The following is a 19588-nucleotide window of genomic DNA, read 5'->3' as shown; positions in this document are numbered from 1 at the left end:
CCGCCATGGAGAACACGACCATGACCACCCGCCGCGATCTGCTGGCCCTGGCCGCAGCCGCCGGCCTGGCGCCCGCTCTCGCCAGCCCGGCCCTCGCCGCCGCTCCCGCCAGGCTTTCACCCGCCGACCAGGCCCTGGTCGACAAGGCCGTCGCCTATCTGTCCGGGCTGAAGACCGCCAAGGGGCGCTTCGTCCAGACCGACGGCCGCAATGTCAGCACCCAGGGCACGATCTATCTGCAGCGCCCAGGCAAGGCGCGCTTTGAGTATGACGCGCCGTCCGGCCTGACCGTCGTTTCCGACGGCTCCTACGTCTATGTCTCGGACAGCCGCCTGAAGACCTTCGACGGCTATCCGCTGAAGTCCACGCCCCTGGCCCTGTTCCTGGCCCGTGAGATCCGCCTGGATCGCGGCGTGCGCGTGGTCCGCGTCGCCCGCCTGGCCGACGGCTTCTCGATCACCGCCGCCGACGTCCGCAAGGAGACGCGCGGCGAGATCACCCTGAACTTCTCGGAATCGCCCATGCGCCTGATCGGCTGGACGATCACCGACGCGCGCGGCGCCGCCACCCGTCTGCGCCTGACGGAGCTGTCGCCCACCGGCGCCTTCCCGCCCGCCACGTTTGCGTTGAAGGATCCGCGACCGCGTCGCGGTGGCCGCCCCTAATTTGTGACAAAATCACAACAAGCAAGAAACTAACCAGTAGACATTGCTTTTAGTGTTTGCCGTGGCTATTTTAGCACTATCGGTGTCGCAACGGACTTCTGTGACGCCTGACCGTGCCGGTCTTTATCCCCTCCCGGCTGCGGCATGAGAGAGATATGACTTTGACGCCTGGACGTAGCCCTCTTCGTCCAGGCGTTTTCTTTTGTCCGCAATCCGCGTAGGTCCGCGCCATGCGGCTTCGACTGGTCACTTGGAACGTCAATTCCGTCCGCCTGCGCATGGAGCAGGTGGCGCGCTTCGTGGACGAGGCGGCGCCCGACGTCATCGCCATGCAGGAGATCAAGTGCCAGGAGGGTGAATTCCCCCGGGCCGCCTTTGAGGCCATCGGCTTCCCGCACCTGAAGATCGCCGGCCAGAAGGGCTGGCACGGCGTGGCCATCGCCTCGCGCCTGCCGATCGAGGACGCCCAGCCCCTGAATGTCTGCCGCGAGGGCCACGCGCGCTGCGTGTCGGCCAAGGTGGCGGGGATCGAGATCCAGAACTTCTACATCCCGGCCGGTGGCGACATCCCAGACCGGACGGTCAATGCGAAGTTCGACCACAAACTGGATTTCTACGAAAAGCTCACCGAGGAGATGAAGCGCCGCGACCCCAAGGCGCCGCTGATCCTGACCGGCGACCTGAACGTCGCCCCCGGCGAGAACGACGTCTGGAGCCACAAGCAGATGTCGCGGATCGTCAGCCACACTCCGGTCGAGGTCGAGGCGATGGAGGCCCTGCGCAATTCCATCGGCTTCATCGACCTGCCCCGCGAGGCGGTTCCGGAGCCGACCAAGCTGTATTCCTGGTGGAGCTATCGCGCCGCCGACTTCCGCAAGTCCAACCGCGGCCTGCGCCTGGACCACATCCTGGCCAGTCCCGGCCTGCGCGAAGCCGCCTTCGCCACCGGCAAGGCGGTGTCGAAGGTCCATGACGACGTGCGCGAATGGGAACGCCCCAGCGACCACGCGCCGGTCAGCGCGGATTTCCAGGTCTAGAGCGGACCCAAGCCTCTCCTCCCCCAGCACGCTTCGCTACAGGGGAGGAGAAGAACGAACTTATCCGCCCCTCCCACGCCTCCCGTAAGCTCCTGACCGTCCCATCAAGGGAAGGGCGCGCGGTAGGCAGCGCTCTTAGCGCTTAGCCGACGAAGCCTGCGGCGGGCGGGTGGGATCAGCGTTCCCAGCCTCGGTCCGCGTGAGTAACCCCCTCACGCCTGTCGCACGCCGCCGCGACAGCTCCCGGATAATAACCGTGCGGAGCGGAACGACCTTCGTCGAACCCGGCGCTCCAGAACTCACCTCGTCTGACGCAGGTCAGGCCGCTCCGCCGCCCTTCCAACGCTTCGGGTTCTGATCCGTGGGGGCGCTTTCGCGCGCCCGCATTTATTCCGCCCCCCAGGATCCCGATCCGACCTACGGCTGCAGCCGATACCCCCCCGGCCCCGTCACCAGAATCCGCGCCGCGCCGGGATCGGTCTCGATCTTCTGGCGCAGACGATAGACGTGCGTCTCCAGGGTGTGGGTGGTGACTTCGGCGTTATAGCCCCAGACCTCGGTCAGCAGCTCATCGCGCGGCACGGGCTTGCCCCCGGCGCGATAGAGGTACTTGAGGATCTTGGTTTCCTTCTCCGTCAGGCGGATCTTCTTGCCCTTGTCGTCGAGGAGAAGCTTGGTCGAGGGCCGGAATTCGTATGGCCCGACCCGGAACATGGCGTCTTCCGACTGTTCGTGGCTGCGCAGTTGGGCGCGGATGCGGGCCAGCAGCACACCAAAGCGGAAGGGCTTGATGATGTAGTCGTTGGCCCCCGACTCCAGGCCCAGGATCTGGTCGGAATCCGTGGCCGCGGCGGTCAGCATGATCACTGGGGCGGTCACCCCGCCCTTGCGCATCAGCCGGCAGGCCTCGCGCCCATCCATGTCGGGCAGGTCGACGTCGAGCAGGATCAGGTCCGGCCGCACCTCCTTGGCCAGACGCACGCCATCGGTGGCGTTGTCGGCCTGGACGGCGGCGAACTCCTCATGGAGCTGGATCTGTTCGGCCAACGCCCCGCGCAGGTCGTTGTCGTCATCGATGAGCAGCAAAGTCTTGCGTTGCGGCATGTTGGTGAACATGCACCGGTCAGGGCCCCTTCGCCAAGTCGCAGCAAGCGGGCATGATGCTTCAATGAGCGATCCGATGATCTTCACCGCCCATGCCGACGGCCGATTGGAGCTGGACGGCCGCGTCGTGCGCTGCGCCCTGGGTAAGGGCGGGGTCCTTCCCGCCGCTGAAAAGCGCGAGGGCGACGGCGCCAGCCCGCTGGGGACATGGGCGATCCGCAAGATCCTCTATCGCCCCGATGTCTATCCCCATGGGCCCGGAACCGCCCTGCCCGCCGAGCCGATCGGCCAGATGGACGGCTGGTGCGACGCCCCGGGCGACCCGCTCTACAACCAGCTGGTCGCCCTGCCCTACCCCGCCAGCGCCGAGCGCATGTGGCGGGACGATCATGTTTACGATCTCGTCGGTGTGCTGGCGCACAATGACGATCCGGTGGTCCCGGGCATGGGGTCGGCGATCTTCCTGCACCTGGCGCGGGACAACTATGAGCCCACCGAGGGCTGCGTCGCCCTCGCCCGCGCCGATCTGGAGGCCCTGCTGCACCTGGCGACTCCGGGCGCGGCCATCGCCATCGTCAGGGACTGAGCCTCAGGTGCGCGCGCCGAACAGGGCCGATCCGACCCGGATGGAGGTCGCGCCGAAGCGCACCGCCGTCTCGAAATCGCCGCTCATGCCCATGGACAGCTTCGACAGGCCGTTGCGCTTGGCGATCTTGCGCAGCAGGGCGAAGTGCGGCCCGGGCGGAACGTCGGCCGGCGGGATGCACATCAAGCCCTCGACGGTCAGGCCGTATTCCATGCGGCAGCGGGCCAGGAAATCGTCGGCCTCGGTGGGGATTATCCCGGCCTTCTGCGGCTCCTCCCCGGTATTCACCTGCACGAACAGGCGCGGCAGCGTTCCTGCCCGCTGCGCCTCGTCGGCCAGGGCCCGGGCCAGCTTGTCGCGATCGACGGTCTCGATGACGTCGAAGAAACCGACCGCCTCGCGGGTCTTGTTGCTCTGCAGGGGCCCGATCAGCCGCAGCTCGATCTCAGCGCGACGCTCGGTCCAGCGGCTCATGGCCTCCTGCACACGGTTCTCGCCGAAAATGCGCTGGCCAGCGGCCAGGATCGGTTCGACCGCCTCCCAGGGCTGGGTCTTGGAGACCGCCACCAGCTCAACTCCGGCGGGATCACGGCCGGACGCCTTGGCGGCGGCGGCGATGCGGGCGCGGATTTCGTCGAGAGCGGATGCGGGCATGGTTCGATGAGTCTTCAAGTGCTGGCCGAAGCGGCGGCGCACCTTAACCGCGCCGCCGGTCTGAAAAAGCCCCTTCCACCCCTGCTGTTCTTCACCGATCCGCAGCGGACGCCCGATCCCGCCGCCATCGCCCGGCGTTTGCCGGCTGGCTCGGCTGTAGTGCTGCGGCTGTTCGGCGCCGCCGACGCCGTCGATCAGGCGAGGAAGATGCGGGCGCTGACGGCCGAGCTGGGCCTGAAGCTGCTGATCGGCGCTGACACCGACCTCGCGGCGGCGATTAAGGCGGACGGCGTCCACCTGCCCCAACGCCTGATCGTTCAGTCCCCAAGCCTTCGCCGACAGCATCCGGAGTGGCTGATCACAGCCGCGGCCCATTCGCAGGCGGCGCTTGAACGAGCGAGCCTGGCCGGCACGGACGCCGCCGTCGTTTCCCCCGTTTTCCCTAGCCAGAGCCCTTCGGCCGGCGCGCCGCTCGGCGCGGAACAGTTCGCGGCCATGGTCCAGGCGACGCAAATCCCCGTCTACGCCTTGGGCGGCGTGACGGCTGATACGGTGGGACAATTGAAGGACAGCGGTGCGGCCGGGCTGGCCGCCGTCAGCGCTCTAGCCGACTAGAACTTCAGCGCGGTCTCGAGACGCACGCGCGGAGCCGGCTCTTCGCAAGTCTTGCGCATGGCGTTGTCCTGGTCGACCTGGCCCAGGCCGACGGCGCCGCCGACGCGCAGGGACGGGGTCACCTTGAAGTAGGCGCCGGCTTCCACATCGGCGGTGGGGCGGACGCGCGAAGGATCGACGTCGAACTTCAGGCCCCAACGGCCCTTGTTCGCGTCCCACTTCAGCTTGCCGGCCTGACCGAATTGCGAGCCTTGCGAGCCCTTGGCGTCGAAATCGCCACGAACCGTGAAGGCGTCGGGAGAAATGGCGGACGACGGGCGCTTCTGATCGGCATGGGCCGTCGCCGCCGATCCCATGAGGATCAGCGTGGCGGCCGTAGCGAAGAAGACGCGCTTCGCGGTCATCACAACCCGTTAGTCCCTACCCGGTTCGCCAAACGCCCGAAGCCAAAAAAGGCTCCGCTTGTTTGGAACTCATACTTGGCATTTGAGACGCGACGGCGACGGGGTCAACGGTGAGTCGACCCCCAAAGGTGGTCTGACCACGATTCAACCGGCCGCCTGTGGCCCTACAGCCACGCGAAACCTGTTTGGCGGCGGCCCCGGAGTGTTATAGACCCGATCCGGTCGCGGGGGCGGCGCTGCCCGCGCTTTGCATAGCGCGGCGAGATATCGAGTGGAGCGGACGAATATGCGTCTTGAGCGTGGGTCTTTGAAGCGCGGCGCCGCGCTCGGCGTCGTGATCGCCAGCCTGACCCTGGTTTCAGCCTGTGGCGGCGGCAAGGGCCCCGAGGTCTACGGTGAGAAGCGCGGCGGCCTCTGGCCGTTCGGCCGCGGCTCGTCGGGTCCGGCTCAAACCCAGATCGGCGTGAACGGTTATCTGTGGCGCGCGTCGCTCGACGCCCTGAACTTCATGCCCCTGGCCTCGGCCGATCCGTACGGCGGCGTGATCATCACCGACTGGTACTCCGCGCCGGAAGCGCCGAACGAGCGCTTCAAGACGACGGTCTACATCCTCGACACGCGACTTCGCGCCGACGGCCTGAACGTCACCGTTTTCAAGCAGACCCGCGATGCGTCTGGCGCCTGGGCTGACGCTCCGGCCTCGGCCCAGACCGAAACGGATCTGGAAAACGCCATCCTGACGCGCGCGCGCCAGCTGCGCCTGTCCAACCTCAACGGCTGATATCCCAGCCCCTATCTAAAGCCTGATGGCCCGCTACAACCCGAAAGAAACCGAGCCCAAGTGGCGCGCCGCCTGGGCGGACGCCGACGTTTTCCGCACGCGTGAGGACGCTTCCAAGCCGAAGTACTACGTGCTTGAGATGTTCCCGTACCCGTCGGGCCGCATCCATATGGGCCACGTGCGCAACTACGCCATGGGCGATGTGGTGGCGCGTTACAAGCGGGCCCAAGGCTTCGACGTGCTGCATCCGATGGGATGGGACGCCTTCGGCATGCCCGCCGAGAACGCGGCCATGGAGCGCGGCGTTCACCCCAAGGGCTGGACCTACGACAACATCGCCGCCATGCGCGAGCAGCTGAAGGCCCTGGGCCTCAGCATCGACTGGTCGCGTGAGTTCGCCACCTGCGACCCGGAATACTATGGCCAGCAGCAGCGCTGGTTCCAGAAGCTGCTGAAGCGCGGCTTGGTCTATCGCAAGGAAGGCGTCGTCAACTGGGACCCGGTCGACATGACCGTCCTGGCCAACGAACAGGTCATCGACGGCCGTGGCTGGCGCTCCGGCGCCCTGGTCGAGAAGCGCAAGCTGACCCAGTGGTTCCTGCGCATCACCGACTATGCCGACCGTCTGATCGACGGGCTGAAGACGCTTGATCGCTGGCCCGAGAAGGTCCGCATCATGCAGGAGAACTGGATCGGCAAGTCCAAGGGCCTGCGGTTCAGCTTCGACTTCGCCGGCGACGCCCCGAAAGGCTTCGAGAGCGGCCTGGAAGTCTACACCACCCGTCCGGACACCCTGTTCGGCGCCAGCTTCGTCGGCATCGCGCCCGATCATCCGCTGGCCGAGCAGCTGGCCGCCGCTGATCCCAAGGTCGCCGCCTTCGTCGCCGAATGCCGCAAGGGCGGCACGTCGGAAGCCGATATCGAGGGCGCCGAGAAGCTGGGCCTCGATACGGGCCTGACCGTCGCGCACCCGTTCGATCCGGAACAGAAGCTGTCGGTCTGGATCGCCAACTTCATCCTGATGGACTACGGCACCGGCGCCATCTTCGGCTGCCCGGCCCATGACCAGCGCGACCTGGACTTCGCCCGCAAGTATGGCCTGTCGGTACGACCGGTCGTTCTGCCGGCGAACGAAGATCCCAAGACCTTCGATGTCGGGACCGAAGCCTATGTCGGCCCGGGCTCGATCTTCAATTCGCAGTTCCTGGACGGCCTGGACATCGAGTCCGCCAAGGCCAAGGCCATCGAGGTGATCGAGGGCCAGAACCGAGGGCAGGGCGCCACCGTCTATCGCCTGCGCGACTGGGGGGTTTCCCGTCAGCGCTACTGGGGATGCCCGATCCCGGTCATCCATTGCGAAAAGTGCGGCGTGGTCCCGGTGCCGGATGACCTGCTGCCCGTTCGCCTGCCGGACGACGTGGCCTTCGACAAGCCGGGCAATCCGCTGCTTCGCCACCCGACCTGGCGTCACGTCGATTGCCCGACCTGCGGCGGCAAGGCCGAGCGCGAGACCGATACGCTCGACACCTTCGTCGACAGCTCCTGGTATTTCGCCCGCTTCGCCGATCCGACGGCGGAAGCCCCCGTCAACAAGACCGCGGCCGATCGCTGGCTGCCGGTGGATCAGTACATCGGCGGCGTCGAGCACGCGGTCCTGCACCTGCTCTACGCCCGGTTCATCACCAAGGCGCTGAAGGACGAGGGCTTGCTGTCGGTGGAGGAGCCGTTCGCCGGCCTGTTCACCCAGGGCATGGTCACGCACGAGACTTACAAGGACGCCGCCGGCGCCTGGCTGGAGCCCGTGGACGTCGAGATCAGCGGCATGGGCCCGACGCGGTCGGCCGTGCAGGTCTCCACCGGCGCGCCCGTGGTCATCGGCGACATCGAAAAGATGTCCAAGTCCAAGAAGAACGTCGTGGCGCCGGAGGACATCTTCGACGCCTATGGCGTGGACGCCGCGCGCCTGTTCGTGATGTCGGACAGCCCGCCCGAGCGGGACGTTCAATGGACAAACAGCGGTGTCGAGGGCGCCTGGCGCTTCACCCACCGTCTGTGGAACGAGTTCGACAGCCAGCCAGAAGGCGAGTTTGGCTCGATCGGCGACGATCCCGTGGCCCTGGCGCTGCTGAAGGCGGCTCACCAGCTGATCGGTGCGGTGACGAGCGCCATCGAGGGCTTCCGCTTCAACAGCGGCGTGGCCAAGCTGTACGAATTCCTCAATACCCTGAAGGCCGCGCCGGCCGAGGGCGCCTCCGACGCCGTCCTGGCGGCGCGCAGGGAAGCGCTGTCGATCCTGGCCCGCCTGGTCGCGCCGTTCGTTCCGCACCTGGCCGAAGAATGCTGGGTCCGCATCGGCGGGCAGGGGATGGTGGTCGACGCCCCGTGGCCCGTTGCCGACGCCGCCCTGGCGGCGGATGACGAACGGGTCCTGCCGGTGCAGATCAACGGCAAGCGCCGTGGCGAGATCCGCATCAAGGCCGGCACGCCGGAGGACGAGGTGAAGAAGATTGCGCTGGAAGACGCCGGCGTCCTGCCCCACCTTGAGGGCGTGACCGTCCGCAAGGTGATCGTGGTGCAGGATCGTATCGTCAACATCGTGGTCGGCTGATGCGCAAGCTCGCTGTCGCCGCCTTGGTTTTCGCTTCGCTGGGCCTTTCGGCCTGCGGGTTCACGCCGCTTTACGCCACGCCGGGCGTGTCGCCGACCCTCGCGTCCATCGATGTGATGGTCCCCGACGGCCGCGCGGCCTACTTGCTGCGTGAGCATCTGGATGACGCCATGGCCAGGAACCTGTCGGTTCCGGCGGCCTACCGGCTGGAGCTGACCATCGACGAGGCCCGCTATCCGCGCGGCGTTCGCGTCGACAACGTCGCCAACCGCTACGAACTGCGGCTGACCGCCAACTACAAGCTGGTGGAGAAGGCATCCGGCGGCGTTCTGCGCACCGGCGTGGCCCAGGCGGTCGTCTCCTACAACTCCGCCGACCAGCCCTATGCCGGCATCGCCGCCCAGCAGGACGGCCAGGATCGCGCCGCCGCCGAGGTGGCCCGCAAGATCCAGATCGATCTGGCCTCCTGGCTTGCCCGCCAGACGGGCTAGGCGGCTGATCGGCCGATGATCCTTTCCAAGCGGCCCGACATCGAGCGTTTCCTCAAGGAGCCGTCCGCGGACGTTCGCGCCGCGGTGATCTATGGCCGGGACCGGGGCGTGGTGCGTGACCGCGCCGACCAGCTGGCCAAGAAAATCTCGCCCAATCTCGACGATCCGTTCGACGTCGCCATGCTGACCGACGGCGATCTGGACGGGGAGGGCGGCAAGCTGGAAGGCGAGCTGTCGGCCATCTCCATGATGGGCGGCCGACGCCTGGTCCGGCTGCGTCTCAGCGACGGCAAGGCCAGCGCCGATCGCGCGGCGGCCGAGGCCGTGGTTCCGCACGCTGACGGCAAGTTCAATCCAGAGGCCTTCTTCCTGATCGAGGCCGGCGCCCTGGGCCGGGATTCCGCCCTGCGCAAGGCCGCCGAGAAGGTCGCCGGCTGCGCGGTCATCCCCTGTTACGAGGACGAACCTGGCGATGTCGCCCGTCTCGTCCGCGAAACCCTCAATGCCGATAAGGTCAGCCTCAACAGCGAAGCGCTCGATATCTTCGTCAGCCGCATGCCCAAGGAGCGCGGCGTGGCCCGCCAAGAGATCGAGCGTCTGGCGCTTTATCTCAAACCAGGCAGCGGTTTCGTCGCCACGGCGGCCGATTTGCAGGATTTTCTGGGCGTGGAGGCGGATGCGTCGCTGTTTGACGCGGCCTCTGACGCGTTTGGAGCCAAGTTGGCCGCCGCTCAGTCCGGTCTACGGCGCGCAGCGGCCGAGGGAGAGACGGGTCCGGCGGCGATACGCGCCATAAGCCTGCATTTGGCCAAGCTGCGGCGGGTCAATACGCTCGCCAAGAACGGCGTCGGCCTGCAGGAAGCGGCCAAGGCGTCCGGCGTTTTCTGGAAACAGGAGCGGGAATTCCTGCGCCAGGCCCGCGCCTGGACGCTGGAGGACCTCGACGCCGTCCAACCGGAAGTGCTGGAGGCCGACCGGCTGTGCAAGCAGGCCGGCTCTCCGGACTATCTAATCGCCGAGCGGCTGGCCCTTACGATCGCGGGCCGCGCGCGCCGTCTCGGTCTCTAGGGCGCTTTAGGCTTCGACCGGCGAGCTGTGGGTCAGGCGACGGCACAGGTCGTCGAGCTGCTCCAGGGTCGCGTAGCGCACGCGAAGCTCACCCACGCCGCCGCGATCATCGATCACCACATCCAGGCCGAGAACGTCCGACAGGTCGGCCTCCAGGGCTTGGGTGTCGGCGTCCTTCACGCGCGGGGCGCGAGGCATGGCGGGGGAGGGAGACTTGCCGGCCCCGTCGAGATCGCCGCCACGCTTGGCCAAGGCTTCGGTTTCGCGAACCGACAGGCCTTTTTCGACCACCAGGCGCGCCAGAGCGGCCGGATCCTCGGCCGAAGCGATCGCCTTGGCGTGGCCGGCGGTGATCAGACCTTCCGAAAGCAGGTTCTGAACCTCTTCCGGCAAGGTCAGCAGACGCAGGATGTTGGCCACATGGCTGCGGCTCTTGCCGACCACATGGGCGACGTCTTCCTGGGTACGACCGAACTTCTCCATCAGGGCGCGGTAGGACTGCGCCTCTTCGACGGCGTTCAGGTCGGCGCGTTGGACGTTTTCGACGATGCCGATCTCCAGCACCTGGAGGTCGTCCAGATCACGCACCAGCACCGGCATCGAGCGCAGGCCGGCCCGTTGAGCGGCGCGCCAGCGGCGTTCACCGGCCACGATCTGGTATTCGCCCTCGGCGCCGGGAGCCGGGCGGACAAGGATCGGCTGCAGGACGCCCTTTTCCTTGATCGAGGCGGACAGCTCTTCCAGCAGTTCTTCGGAAAAGACGCGTCGCGGCTGGTCGGCGTTGCGGCGGATCAGCTCGATCGACACCTCATTGGGGCCGCCCGGCGTGCCCGCGGCCGACGCGGCGCTGGCGGTTTCCGCCTCGCCCAGAAGGGCGGACAGACCGCGACCCAGACCCCGACGTCCTTCGACCATCGTCGTTTCCCCAACCATCTTAAGCCCTTGAGTTCTTTTACTAGGCCGCGACCTGGGCCTGACGGGCCCGTTCGCGGCTGACAACTTCACGCGCCAGCTTCAGATAGGCCTGGCTGCCCGCGCACTTCAGATCGTAGATCAGCACCGGCTTGCCGAAGGACGGCGCCTCCGACACCCGCACGTTGCGAGGGATCACGGTGTCATAGACCTTGTCACCGAAGTGGGCGCGCACGTCAGACGCGACCTGTTCGGACAGGCTGTTGCGGCGATCAAACATGGTCAGGACCACGCCCTGGATCTCCAGCTTTGGATTGAGGCTGCCGCGCACCAGCTCGATGGTCCGCATCAGCTGCGTCAGGCCTTCCAGGGCGAAGAACTCGCATTGCAGGGGCACGAACACCGCATCAGCGGCCGTCATGGCGTTCACCGTCAGCAGGTTCAGCGACGGCGGGCAATCGATCAGCACGTAGGTGTAGTTTCCAGCGCGGCGCAGGACTTCCAGGGCGTCACGCAACCGGTACGACCGTCGGGCGGCCTGACCGAGCTCCAGCTCAACCCCCGATAGGTCCGGATCGGCCGGGATGAGGTCGAGGCCAGGCAGGCTGGTCTTCACCGCCACTTCGCCAGCCGGAGCGTCACCCATCAGCACGTCGTACAGGGTCGACTTGCGCTGGTGGCGCGGCACGCCAAGGCCGGTGGAGGCGTTGCCCTGGGGATCGGCGTCGATCAGGAGGACGCGTTCGCCGACGGCGGCGAGGGCGGTGCCAAGATTGATCGCGGTCGTCGTCTTACCAACGCCGCCCTTCTGGTTAGCGATGGCGAGGATGCGTAGTGCCGGGTCAGACTGAGCGTGCACTGGAGAGGCCTTTCACCTGAAGAACGAAGCCTCGCGGGTCGCTGAGACTAGGCTTCAGATCGGGGTTAAATTTCCAATATTTAGAGGCGTGGGTCAACTCGGACACAACATCTTGGCCCTTTAGAAACAAGGCGTTTGCACCTCGTTTGAAGTAGGGCTGGGCATACCCCAGAAGCCGGTCGAGCGGAGCACAAGCGCGCGCCGTGACGATATCCACCTTGAGCGACAGATCTTCGGCCCGGGCGTTGTGAATCTGGGCCGGAAGATCGAGCTCGGAAACCACCTCGGCGAGGAAGCGGCAGCGCTTCGTCATGCTCTCGACGAGATGAACCTGCCCGCCGTCCGTGTCCTTGAGCAGGACGGCCAGGACCACGCCGGGCAGGCCGGCGCCGGCGCCCAGATCGGCCCAGACACGCGCTTCGGGGGCATAGGTCAGCAACTGGGCGCTGTCCCACGCGTGACGGTTCCAAAAGTGGGGCAGGCTGGCGGGCCCGACCAGGTTCATCCGCTGGTTCCAGTCGGTCAGCAGCTCACGGAAACGACGCAGGTCCGCCATGGCCCGGTCGCTGGCGCCCGTCGCCGCCTGAAATCCGGCGGCGTCGGTCACTCCGATCTGGAGCTGATCAAGCTGCGCGGACGCGACGGACATGGGCGAGCAATGCGGTGAGCGCGCCGGGAGTGACGCCTTCGATACGGGCCGCCTGGCCCAGGGTGAGGGGGCGAACGCGGGCCAGCTTTTCGCGGACCTCGTTAGAGAGACCACCGACCAAGCCGTAATCCAGATCGGCCGGCAAGGTCAGGTTCTCGTCGCGGCGGAACGCTTCGACATCGGCCAGCTGGCGGTCGAGATAACCGGCATAGGCCGCGTCGATCTCGATCTGCTCGCGGATGGCCGGGGACCATTCGGCGATCTCCGGCCAGGCCCCGGCCAGGTCGTGGAAGCCGATGTCCGGATAGGCCAGCATCTGGATCAGGCCGCGGCGCTGACCATCTTGACCCACCTTGAAGCCGGCGCGCTGCGCTTCGGCCGGGGTGAAGGTGAGCTCCTTGGCGCGCTGGCGGGCGTGCGCCAGTTCTGACGACTTCTTGGCCCAGGCGGTCGCGCGCTCAGCCCCCACAACGCCGAGCTCGACGCCGCGTCCAGTCAGGCGCTGGTCGGCATTATCAGCGCGCAGGGTCAGGCGGAACTCCGCCCGGCTGGTGAACATGCGATACGGCTCGGTGACCCCACGTGTGACCAGGTCATCGATCATCACGCCGATATAGGCCTCATCCCGAGCGAAGGTGACCGGCTCCTGGCCGGCTGCGGCGCGTGCGGCGTTCAGCCCCGCGACAAGGCCCTGGGCCCCGGCCTCTTCGTACCCTGTCGTGCCGTTGATCTGGCCGGCGAGATAAAGGCCGGTCAGGGCCTTGGTCTCCAGCGTCGGATAGAGCTCTCGCGGATCGACGTAGTCGTACTCGATCGCGTAGCCGTAGCGGATGACCTCGACGTTCTCGAGGCCCGGGATGGTCCGCAGGAACAGCAGCTGAGTCTCTTCCGAAACTGAAGTCGAGACCCCGTTCGGATAGACGGTGTCGTCGTCCAGGCCTTCCGGCTCCAGGAAAATCTGGTGCGCCGTCTTGTCGGCGAAGCGGACGACCTTGTCCTCGATCGACGGGCAGTAGCGGGGGCCGCGACCTTCGATCCGGCCGCCATAGACCGCCGACTTTGTCAGGCGATCGGCGATGATCTTGTGGGTCTCTTCCGTGGTCCAGGTGACGCCGCACTGGATCTGCGGGACCTCGATCTTGTCCGTGAGGAAGGAGAAGGGGGTCGGCGTCTCGTCGGCCGATTGCATCTCCAGCCGCTCCCACGCGATGGTCTTGCCATCAAGGCGAGCGGGGGTGCCCGTCTTCAGCCGGCCCATGGAAAGGCCGAGACCATAGAGACGATCCGATAGACCGATAGCCGGCTGATCGCCAACCCGGCCCGCAGGGATACGCTTCTCGCCTAGATGGATGATACCCTTGAGGAAGGTGCCCGTGGTCAGCACCACACGTGGAGCAAGATAGCGCTCCCCGGTCGCGCCGATCGCGCCAGCCACCTTGCCGCCCTCAACGATCAGGTCCTCGGCGGCTTCAGCGATGATGTCGAGATTGGGCTGGGCGGCAAGGGCCGCCTGCATGGCTTCACGATAGAGACGGCGATCGATCTGCGAACGCGGGCCTCGCACCGCCGGACCCTTCGAGGCGTTGAGCATCCGAAACTGGATGCCGGCCACGTCGGCCAACCGGCCCATCAGGCCATCCAAGGCGTCGATCTCGCGAACCAGATGCCCCTTGCCCAGACCGCCGATGGCCGGGTTGCAGGACATCTCGCCGATGGTTTCCAGCTTGTGCGTCAGCAGCAGCGTGCGGGCACCCGTCCGCGCCGACGCCGCGGCGGCCTCGCAGCCGGCGTGGCCGCCGCCAATAACAATGACGTCCCACGAAGCGGGGAGGGGGGTGGACATGACGATGCGATCTGAGGCGCGCCCAATTCCGTGGGCGTGATGACAATATAGGGCTTGGCCCGGTCAGCGTCGAGGCGACGAACTGTTCCACGTGGAACAGAGGTGGGGATGGTCCTGTGGATAAGCTTGCGCTTGTTCCACGTGGTACATCATTTCCCGATGCAGAAGCTGCTGAACACTCTGCCAAGCACCTGCTCCGGATCGATGCGGCCGGTGATGCGCGCCAAGGCGCGAGCGGCCAGACGAACGTCTTCGGCTATCACCTCAACCAGCTCCGGATCGGTCTTAAGAGCGCGGTTCAGGCAACCGCGCGCTTCCATCAAGCTCTCCATGTGGCGAAGGCGGGTGGCCGCCGGAAAGTCGGCGCCAGAAAGCGCACTAGTCACACGCGCCGATAACCGATTGCGAAGGGCATCCATGTCGCCGTTGTTCCACGTGGAACACTCGACCCTCTCGCCCGGGAAGTCGACCTCCACGGGGTTTCCGGCCAAATCGTTCTTGTTCAGGACCAGGATATCTTCGGCCCGAACGAGGTCTCGAACCTGCCGCCAGGCCTCGTCTCCGGCGCGGCTATCCACAACCCACAGCCGCAAATCCGCTTCCTGCGCCCAACCGCGCGCGCGGCGAACACCTTCACCCTCGATCTCGTCCGTTGTTTCCCGAACCCCCGCAGTGTCCGCCAGGAGCACTTTATAACCGGCGAGGATCAGCGGGGTTTCGATCACGTCCCGTGTTGTCCCCGGCGTAGACGTGACGATGGCCGCGTCGCGTTCCACCAGAGCGTTGAGCAGACTGCTCTTCCCCGCATTGGGAGCGCCAACCAGAGCGATGCGGTACCCATCGCGCACGCGCCGGCCACGATCGGCGTCCGCCAGAGCGCGGTCCAGTTCCACGAGCAACGTCTTCATCGCCGGGTGGGCGCGAGCCGCCACGTCCGCCGGCAGGTCCTCATCGGGAAAATCGACCGCCGCTTCCAGAAGCGCGAGGGCCTCCAACAACGTCTCCCGCCAGGTCTCAAAGCGCTTGCTGAGGGCGCCGCCCAACTGGTCGAGCGCCTGCCTGGCCTGGCCATCCGTCTCGGCGTCGACCAGATCAGCCACCGCCTCGGCCTGCGCCAAGTCCAGTTTGCCGTTCTCGAACGCCCGACGGGTGAACTCTCCCGGCTCCGCCATCCGCAAGCCGAGCTCTGCGAGCCGGTGCAGGATACGCTCTACAACCGCGCGCCCGCCATGCAGATGCAGTTCGGCGCTGTCTTCGCCCGTATAACTGGCCGGTCCTTCGAACCATAGGACCAGCGCTTGGTCGATCGTCTCGCCATCTCCTGACCGCAGCCGACGAAGCGTCGCCACGCGCGCCGGGGGCAGTGGACCAGCGAGACTGGCCAAGGCCTCACCCACGTGGGGGCCGGACAGGCGGACGACCGCGACCGCCGCCCGACCGGGCGCGGTGGCTAGGGCGAAGATCGAGTCCCTCATTCCTTGGGCGTGGTCCCGGTGAAGGCCGCGCTGGTGGCGGCTGTCATCATCTTGCGGAACTGATCCTGGGCCCCGGTCCCGAACGCCATCCAGTTCTTCATCAGCTCGTCCGGCGCCAACATGGCCATGTTGGCCTCCATGCGCGCCTGCATCTCGGCGACCAGCTTCTCGTTGAGCGGGGTCACGTCCGGCAGCCCCAGAAAGGCGCGCGCCTCTTGCGGCGTGCATTCCACTTCGACCTTGACCTTCATGCCGGCTCCGTCTTCACAAACCCTATGCCGCATGGACTTACCATGCGCCCGGTCCAAACCACAGACAGGAGACTAGAGCCCATGGCCTCGCAAACCGTGAAGATCGCCACCCCCGATGGGGAGTTCTCCGCCTATGTGGCCCGACCCGCAGACGCCAAGGCTCCGGCAGTAGTCGTCATCCAGGAGATCTTCGGCGTGAACGCCGTGATGCGTGCCGTGGCCGATGACCTGGCCGCCGCCGGTTACCTGGCCATCTGCCCCGATCTGTTCTGGCGGATCGAGCCCGGCGTCGACATCACCGACAAGTCCGAGGCCGAGTGGAAGAAGGCCTTCGCCCTGATGAATGCCTTCGACACCGACAAGGGCGTGGCCGACATTCAGGCGACCATCGACTTCGCGCGAGCCGACGCCGGTTCCACGGGGAAGGTCGGCGCGGTCGGTTTCTGCCTGGGGGGCAAGCTCGCCTACCTGACCGCGGCCCGAACGGACGTGGACGCCGCTGTCGCCTATTACGGCGTCGGTATCGAGAACCTCACCGGCGAGGGCGCCGGCATCAAGAAGCCGCTGCTGATGCATATCGCCGAGGCTGATCAGTTCGTGCCGCCAGCGGCTCAGGAGAAGATCGTCTCCGCCCTGAAGGACAACGCCAAGGTCGAGATCCATACCTATGCCGGGCGTGACCACGCCTTCGCGCGCAAGGGCGGCGAACACTTCGACGCCGCCGACGCGGCCAAGGCCGACGGCCGGACCCTAGCCTTCTTCGAAGCCAACCTGGCCTAGGCGGCCTTTTCGTTGCTGCGGGCGAGGGCGCGTTCGAAAGCCGGGCGCGCCCTCAAACTCACCACATAATCCTGAATGATCGGATCGACCCGTTCCTGGAAGCCAATGAACTTGGCTAGCAGGAAGGGATAGGCCACCGAGATATCCGCCGCGGTGAAGGCGTCGCCGGCGATGAACTCGCTGTCCTTCAGCTGGTTGGCCAGCATGCAGCTGCGGCTCATGGCCAGGTCCACGGCCAGGGCGGCGCCCCAGTTGTCGCGATGCTCGCGCGGCGCGGCGAACTTGGAGCCGACCGCGATGTTCAGCAGCGCCGCCACCGAACTCTCTCCGAAATGCAGGAACTGCTTGTAGCGAACCCACGTGGGATCGTCGGTGGAAGGGACCAGCGGCGTCGGGCCGTAGCGGGCCGCCAGATATTCCATCATCGCGACGGACTCGATCATGGTCACGTCGCCGTCCTGCATCACGGGCAGGAAGCCGGCGGGGTTCAAGGCCTTGAACGCCGGATCTGATTTCGTCTCCATCAGGCTGACGGGCCGGATCTCGTAATCCAGCCCCATCTCCTCGGCCATCCAGGCGACGCGCAGGGACCGCGTGCGGCCCCCGCCATAGATCGTAATCATGATCCGCTCCCGTTTCTTTTCGAAACGGAGGCTAGATCAGGTGTTCATGGATTGGAAGAAGTCGCCGTTGGTCTTGGACTGACGCAGCTTGTCGAGCAGGAACTCGATCGCGTCCGACGCACCCATCGGGTTGAGGATACGGCGCAGGACGTAGGTCTTCTGCAGCTGATCCTTCGGCGTGATGAGCTCTTCCTTGCGGGTGCCCGACTTGAGCACGTCGATGGCCGGGAAGATGCGCTTGTCGGCGACCTTGCGGTCCAGGACGATTTCCGAGTTACCGGTGCCCTTGAACTCTTCGAAGATGACTTCGTCCATGCGGCTGCCGGTGTCGATCAGGGCGGTGGCGATGATCGACAGCGAACCGCCTTCCTCGACATTCCGCGCGGCGCCGAAGAAGCGCTTGGGGCGCTGCAGGGCGTTGGCGTCCACACCACCGGTCAGCACCTTGCCCGACGACGGTACGACCGTGTTGTAGGCGCGGCCCAGACGGGTCACCGAGTCGAGCAGGATGACGACGTCGCGCTTGTGCTCCACCAGGCGCTTTGCCTTTTCGATAACCATTTCAGCAACTTGCACGTGGCGGGTAGCCGGCTCGTCGAAGGTCGAGGCGATCACCTCGCCCTTCACGGTGCGCTGCATGTCGGTCACTTCTTCCGGGCGCTCGTCGATCAGCAGGACGATCAGGTAGCACTCGGGGTGATTAGTCTCGATCGACTTGGCGATGTTCTGCAGCATCACCGTCTTACCCACGCGCGGCGGGGCGACGATCAAGCAGCGCTGGCCCTTGCCCAGGGGGGCGACGATGTCGATCACCCGGCCCGAACGATCTTTCAGGGTCGGATCGGGCATCTCCATGTTGAGGCGCTGATCCGGATAGAGCGGGGTCAGGTTGTCGAAGGCGACCTTGTGGCGGACGTTGTCCGGGTTCTCGAAATTGACCTTCGAGACGCTGGTCAGGGCGAAGTAGCGCTCGCCTTCACGCGGCGCGCGGATGGCGCCCTCGACGCTGTCGCCGGTGCGGAGGCCGAATTTGCGGATCTGCGAAGGCGAGACGTAGATGTCGTCCGGACCCGGCAGGTAGTTGGCTTCCGGGCTGCGCAGGAAGCCGAAGCCGTCCTGCAGCACTTCCATGGTGCCCGAACCGAAGATCTCCACGCCTTCATCGGCGAGGGTCTTCAGGATGCCGAACATCATGTCCTGCTTGCGCATGGAGCTGGCGTTCTCGATCTCGAGGCGCTCGGCCAGCGCCACCAGGTCGGCCGGGGATTTCTCCTTCAGCTCCTGCAGCGACATGCGGGTGATGCCCAGTTCGGCGATGGCCGCGACGATCTCGGCGTTGTCGTCGCCTTCGTCGGAATCGGCGTCGAGAGCGACGTCCTCGACCGTGGGCTCAACGGCCTCGACGATCTCGGGGGTTTCGGTCTCGGGGATGTTTTCGTCTTGCATGGCGTACTCAATGGTATGCGGACCCGCACGGGACGGGCCTTGGGTCTTGTCTGAACGCCGGGATCGAAAGGACTTCGATCGGCGGATTGGTGTGCGCGGGAGGCGCAAAGTATGGGAGCCGGGCCATTAAGGGGCGCGAGGACCGCGCACGACCCGGAAAGAGGCGGGAACACGAAGCGTCCGCCCCATGCTTGCCAGCAGGGGAACCATAACGGCCCGCGCCGGTCAAGCGCGGCGCGCGGTCACGGATCGGTCTAGCGGCCGAACTCCGTCGTCACGGCGATGACCATGACGACGGCGGCGAGGAAGGGCAGCTCGTTGGTGGCGCGCCAGAACTTCTCGCTGCGCTGGTTGCGGCCCTCGGCGAAAGCCTTGCGCGCCTTGGCCAGATAGTGATGCCAGCCGGTCAGGAAAAGCACCCCCGCCAACTTGGCGATCATCCAGGGCTGACCCAGGAACTCGGCTCCGCGGATGCGGGTGTCGGCGGCGATCAGGCAGATTCCGAAGATCCACGCCAGGACCATGGCCGGGTTCATGATGATCCGCAGAAGCTTGGATTCCATGGTGCGGAAGGTGACGTCCATCTCGCCGCCGGCCGTGGCCTTGGTGTGATAGGCGAACAGGCGCGGCAGATAGAGCAGGCCGGCCATCCAGGCGATCACCGCCAGAATGTGCAGGCCGCGCAGCAGGTCATAGCGTTCCGCCAGCCACGTCATCTCAAGCCGCTCCCTTGCTTC

The 19588-nt window shown here is 66.3% G+C and carries 21 protein-coding genes; 9 read left to right on the top strand and 12 right to left on the bottom strand.

Translation table 11 applies throughout. The annotated features are described in order from the left end of the window. The first annotated feature begins 20 nt into the window (after nucleotides 1-20). Nucleotides 21-665 (top strand): outer membrane lipoprotein carrier protein LolA, encoded by a 645-nt coding sequence (locus tag ABOZ73_RS10270; protein ID WP_369058063.1) that lies wholly within the window; start codon nucleotides 21-23, stop codon nucleotides 663-665. A 230-nt stretch (nucleotides 666-895) separates the two neighbouring features. Further along, entirely contained in the window at nucleotides 896-1702 is an 807-nt protein-coding gene (xth, locus tag ABOZ73_RS10265; protein ID WP_369058062.1) for an exodeoxyribonuclease III, read from the top strand. 417 nt (nucleotides 1703-2119) lie between these two features. On the opposite strand, the gene ABOZ73_RS10260 is transcribed toward xth, so the two are convergent. After that, nucleotides 2120-2806, bottom strand: a complete 687-nt coding sequence (locus ABOZ73_RS10260; RefSeq protein ID WP_269717118.1) for a response regulator transcription factor — start codon at nucleotides 2804-2806, stop codon at nucleotides 2120-2122. Between the two features lie 76 nt (nucleotides 2807-2882). Here ABOZ73_RS10260 and ABOZ73_RS10255 point away from each other — a divergent pair, with 76 nt between their 5' ends. Beyond that, nucleotides 2883-3392: a L,D-transpeptidase gene (locus ABOZ73_RS10255; protein WP_369062514.1), complete on the top strand. Its 510-nt coding sequence runs from the start codon at nucleotides 2883-2885 to the stop codon at nucleotides 3390-3392. Nucleotides 3393-3395: 3 nt separating this feature from the next. Here the strand turns inward: ABOZ73_RS10255 and ABOZ73_RS10250 are convergent, their stop codons facing one another. Further along, nucleotides 3396-4046, bottom strand: coding sequence for a YggS family pyridoxal phosphate-dependent enzyme (locus tag ABOZ73_RS10250; RefSeq protein WP_369058061.1), 651 nt, complete (start codon nucleotides 4044-4046; stop codon nucleotides 3396-3398). A gap of 6 nt (nucleotides 4047-4052) precedes the next feature. On the opposite strand from ABOZ73_RS10250, the gene ABOZ73_RS10245 reads away from it, so the two are divergent. After that, on the top strand, nucleotides 4053-4661 hold the full coding sequence (locus ABOZ73_RS10245) for a thiamine phosphate synthase (protein WP_369058060.1): 609 nt from the start codon (nucleotides 4053-4055) through the stop codon (nucleotides 4659-4661). On the opposite strand, the gene ABOZ73_RS10240 is transcribed toward ABOZ73_RS10245, so the two are convergent. Beyond that, nucleotides 4658-5065: an NtrZ family periplasmic regulatory protein gene (locus ABOZ73_RS10240; protein ID WP_369058059.1), complete on the bottom strand. Its 408-nt coding sequence runs from the start codon at nucleotides 5063-5065 to the stop codon at nucleotides 4658-4660. The genes ABOZ73_RS10245 and ABOZ73_RS10240 overlap by 4 nt on opposite strands. A 286-nt stretch (nucleotides 5066-5351) precedes the next feature. Between ABOZ73_RS10240 and ABOZ73_RS10235 the strand changes: the two genes are divergently transcribed. From ABOZ73_RS10235 to holA, 4 genes are read left to right on the top strand one after another with little or no spacing between them, the layout of a single operon-like run. Beyond that, nucleotides 5352-5846 (top strand): DUF3576 domain-containing protein, encoded by a 495-nt coding sequence (locus tag ABOZ73_RS10235; RefSeq protein WP_369058058.1) that lies wholly within the window; start codon nucleotides 5352-5354, stop codon nucleotides 5844-5846. 25 nt (nucleotides 5847-5871) lie between these two features. Beyond that, nucleotides 5872-8454 (top strand): leucine--tRNA ligase, encoded by a 2583-nt coding sequence (leuS, locus tag ABOZ73_RS10230; RefSeq protein WP_369058057.1) that lies wholly within the window; start codon nucleotides 5872-5874, stop codon nucleotides 8452-8454. Continuing rightward, nucleotides 8454-8945 carry an LPS assembly lipoprotein LptE gene (gene lptE / locus ABOZ73_RS10225; RefSeq protein WP_369058056.1) on the top strand — a complete coding sequence of 164 codons (492 nt, stop codon included), beginning with the start codon at nucleotides 8454-8456 and terminating at the stop codon, nucleotides 8943-8945. The genes leuS and lptE overlap by 1 nt, the downstream gene beginning before the upstream one ends. Nucleotides 8946-8960: 15 nt before the next feature. Continuing rightward, entirely contained in the window at nucleotides 8961-10013 is a 1053-nt protein-coding gene (gene holA, locus ABOZ73_RS10220) for a DNA polymerase III subunit delta (RefSeq protein ID WP_369058055.1), read from the top strand. Nucleotides 10014-10019: 6 nt separating this feature from the next. On the opposite strand, the gene ABOZ73_RS10215 is transcribed toward holA, so the two are convergent. The 6 genes from ABOZ73_RS10215 to ABOZ73_RS10190 form a co-directional block, all read right to left on the bottom strand. Then, nucleotides 10020-10928 (bottom strand): ParB/RepB/Spo0J family partition protein, encoded by a 909-nt coding sequence (locus ABOZ73_RS10215; protein WP_369058054.1) that lies wholly within the window; start codon nucleotides 10926-10928, stop codon nucleotides 10020-10022. Nucleotides 10929-10968: 40 nt separating this feature from the next. After that, nucleotides 10969-11784: a ParA family protein gene (locus ABOZ73_RS10210; protein WP_369058053.1), complete on the bottom strand. Its 816-nt coding sequence runs from the start codon at nucleotides 11782-11784 to the stop codon at nucleotides 10969-10971. Further along, on the bottom strand, nucleotides 11768-12433 hold the full coding sequence (gene rsmG, locus ABOZ73_RS10205) for a 16S rRNA (guanine(527)-N(7))-methyltransferase RsmG (protein ID WP_369058052.1): 666 nt from the start codon (nucleotides 12431-12433) through the stop codon (nucleotides 11768-11770). The genes ABOZ73_RS10210 and rsmG overlap by 17 nt, the downstream gene beginning before the upstream one ends. Continuing rightward, a complete protein-coding gene (mnmG, locus tag ABOZ73_RS10200) occupies nucleotides 12408-14276 on the bottom strand; it encodes a tRNA uridine-5-carboxymethylaminomethyl(34) synthesis enzyme MnmG (protein WP_369058051.1) in 1869 nt (622 codons plus the stop codon). Before mnmG ends, rsmG begins: the two co-directional genes overlap by 26 nt. A 149-nt stretch (nucleotides 14277-14425) precedes the next feature. Then, nucleotides 14426-15751, bottom strand: coding sequence for a tRNA uridine-5-carboxymethylaminomethyl(34) synthesis GTPase MnmE (gene mnmE, locus ABOZ73_RS10195; RefSeq protein ID WP_369058050.1), 1326 nt, complete (start codon nucleotides 15749-15751; stop codon nucleotides 14426-14428). Continuing rightward, entirely contained in the window at nucleotides 15748-16002 is a 255-nt protein-coding gene (locus ABOZ73_RS10190; RefSeq protein ID WP_369058049.1) for a DUF6489 family protein, read from the bottom strand. The genes mnmE and ABOZ73_RS10190 overlap by 4 nt, the downstream gene beginning before the upstream one ends. 81 nt (nucleotides 16003-16083) lie before the next feature. On the opposite strand from ABOZ73_RS10190, the gene ABOZ73_RS10185 reads away from it, so the two are divergent. After that, nucleotides 16084-16782, top strand: coding sequence for a dienelactone hydrolase family protein (locus ABOZ73_RS10185; RefSeq protein ID WP_369058048.1), 699 nt, complete (start codon nucleotides 16084-16086; stop codon nucleotides 16780-16782). On the opposite strand, the gene ABOZ73_RS10180 is transcribed toward ABOZ73_RS10185, so the two are convergent. The 3 genes from ABOZ73_RS10180 to ABOZ73_RS10170 all read right to left on the bottom strand — a co-directional run bounded on the left by ABOZ73_RS10180 (nucleotide 16779) and on the right by ABOZ73_RS10170 (nucleotide 19567). After that, complete coding sequence (locus ABOZ73_RS10180) at nucleotides 16779-17405, bottom strand: glutathione S-transferase family protein (protein WP_369058047.1); 627 nt, start codon at nucleotides 17403-17405, stop codon at nucleotides 16779-16781. The two genes, ABOZ73_RS10185 and ABOZ73_RS10180, sit on opposite strands and share 4 nt — an antisense overlap. 36 nt (nucleotides 17406-17441) lie before the next feature. Next, the gene (rho, locus tag ABOZ73_RS10175; RefSeq protein ID WP_369058046.1) at nucleotides 17442-18851 is read right to left on the bottom strand and encodes a transcription termination factor Rho; all 1410 of its coding nucleotides are present in this window, start codon (nucleotides 18849-18851) and stop codon (nucleotides 17442-17444) included. Between the two features lie 254 nt (nucleotides 18852-19105). Continuing rightward, nucleotides 19106-19567, bottom strand: a complete 462-nt coding sequence (locus tag ABOZ73_RS10170; protein ID WP_369058045.1) for a CopD family protein — start codon at nucleotides 19565-19567, stop codon at nucleotides 19106-19108. Nucleotides 19568-19588: the final 21 nt, after the last annotated feature.

The sequence above is a fragment of the Caulobacter sp. 73W genome (genome assembly GCF_041021955.1).
Lineage (GTDB): Bacteria > Pseudomonadota > Alphaproteobacteria > Caulobacterales > Caulobacteraceae > Caulobacter.
Note: the sequence above shows the minus strand (reverse complement) of the source record. Positions and strands in the feature narration are given on the sequence as shown.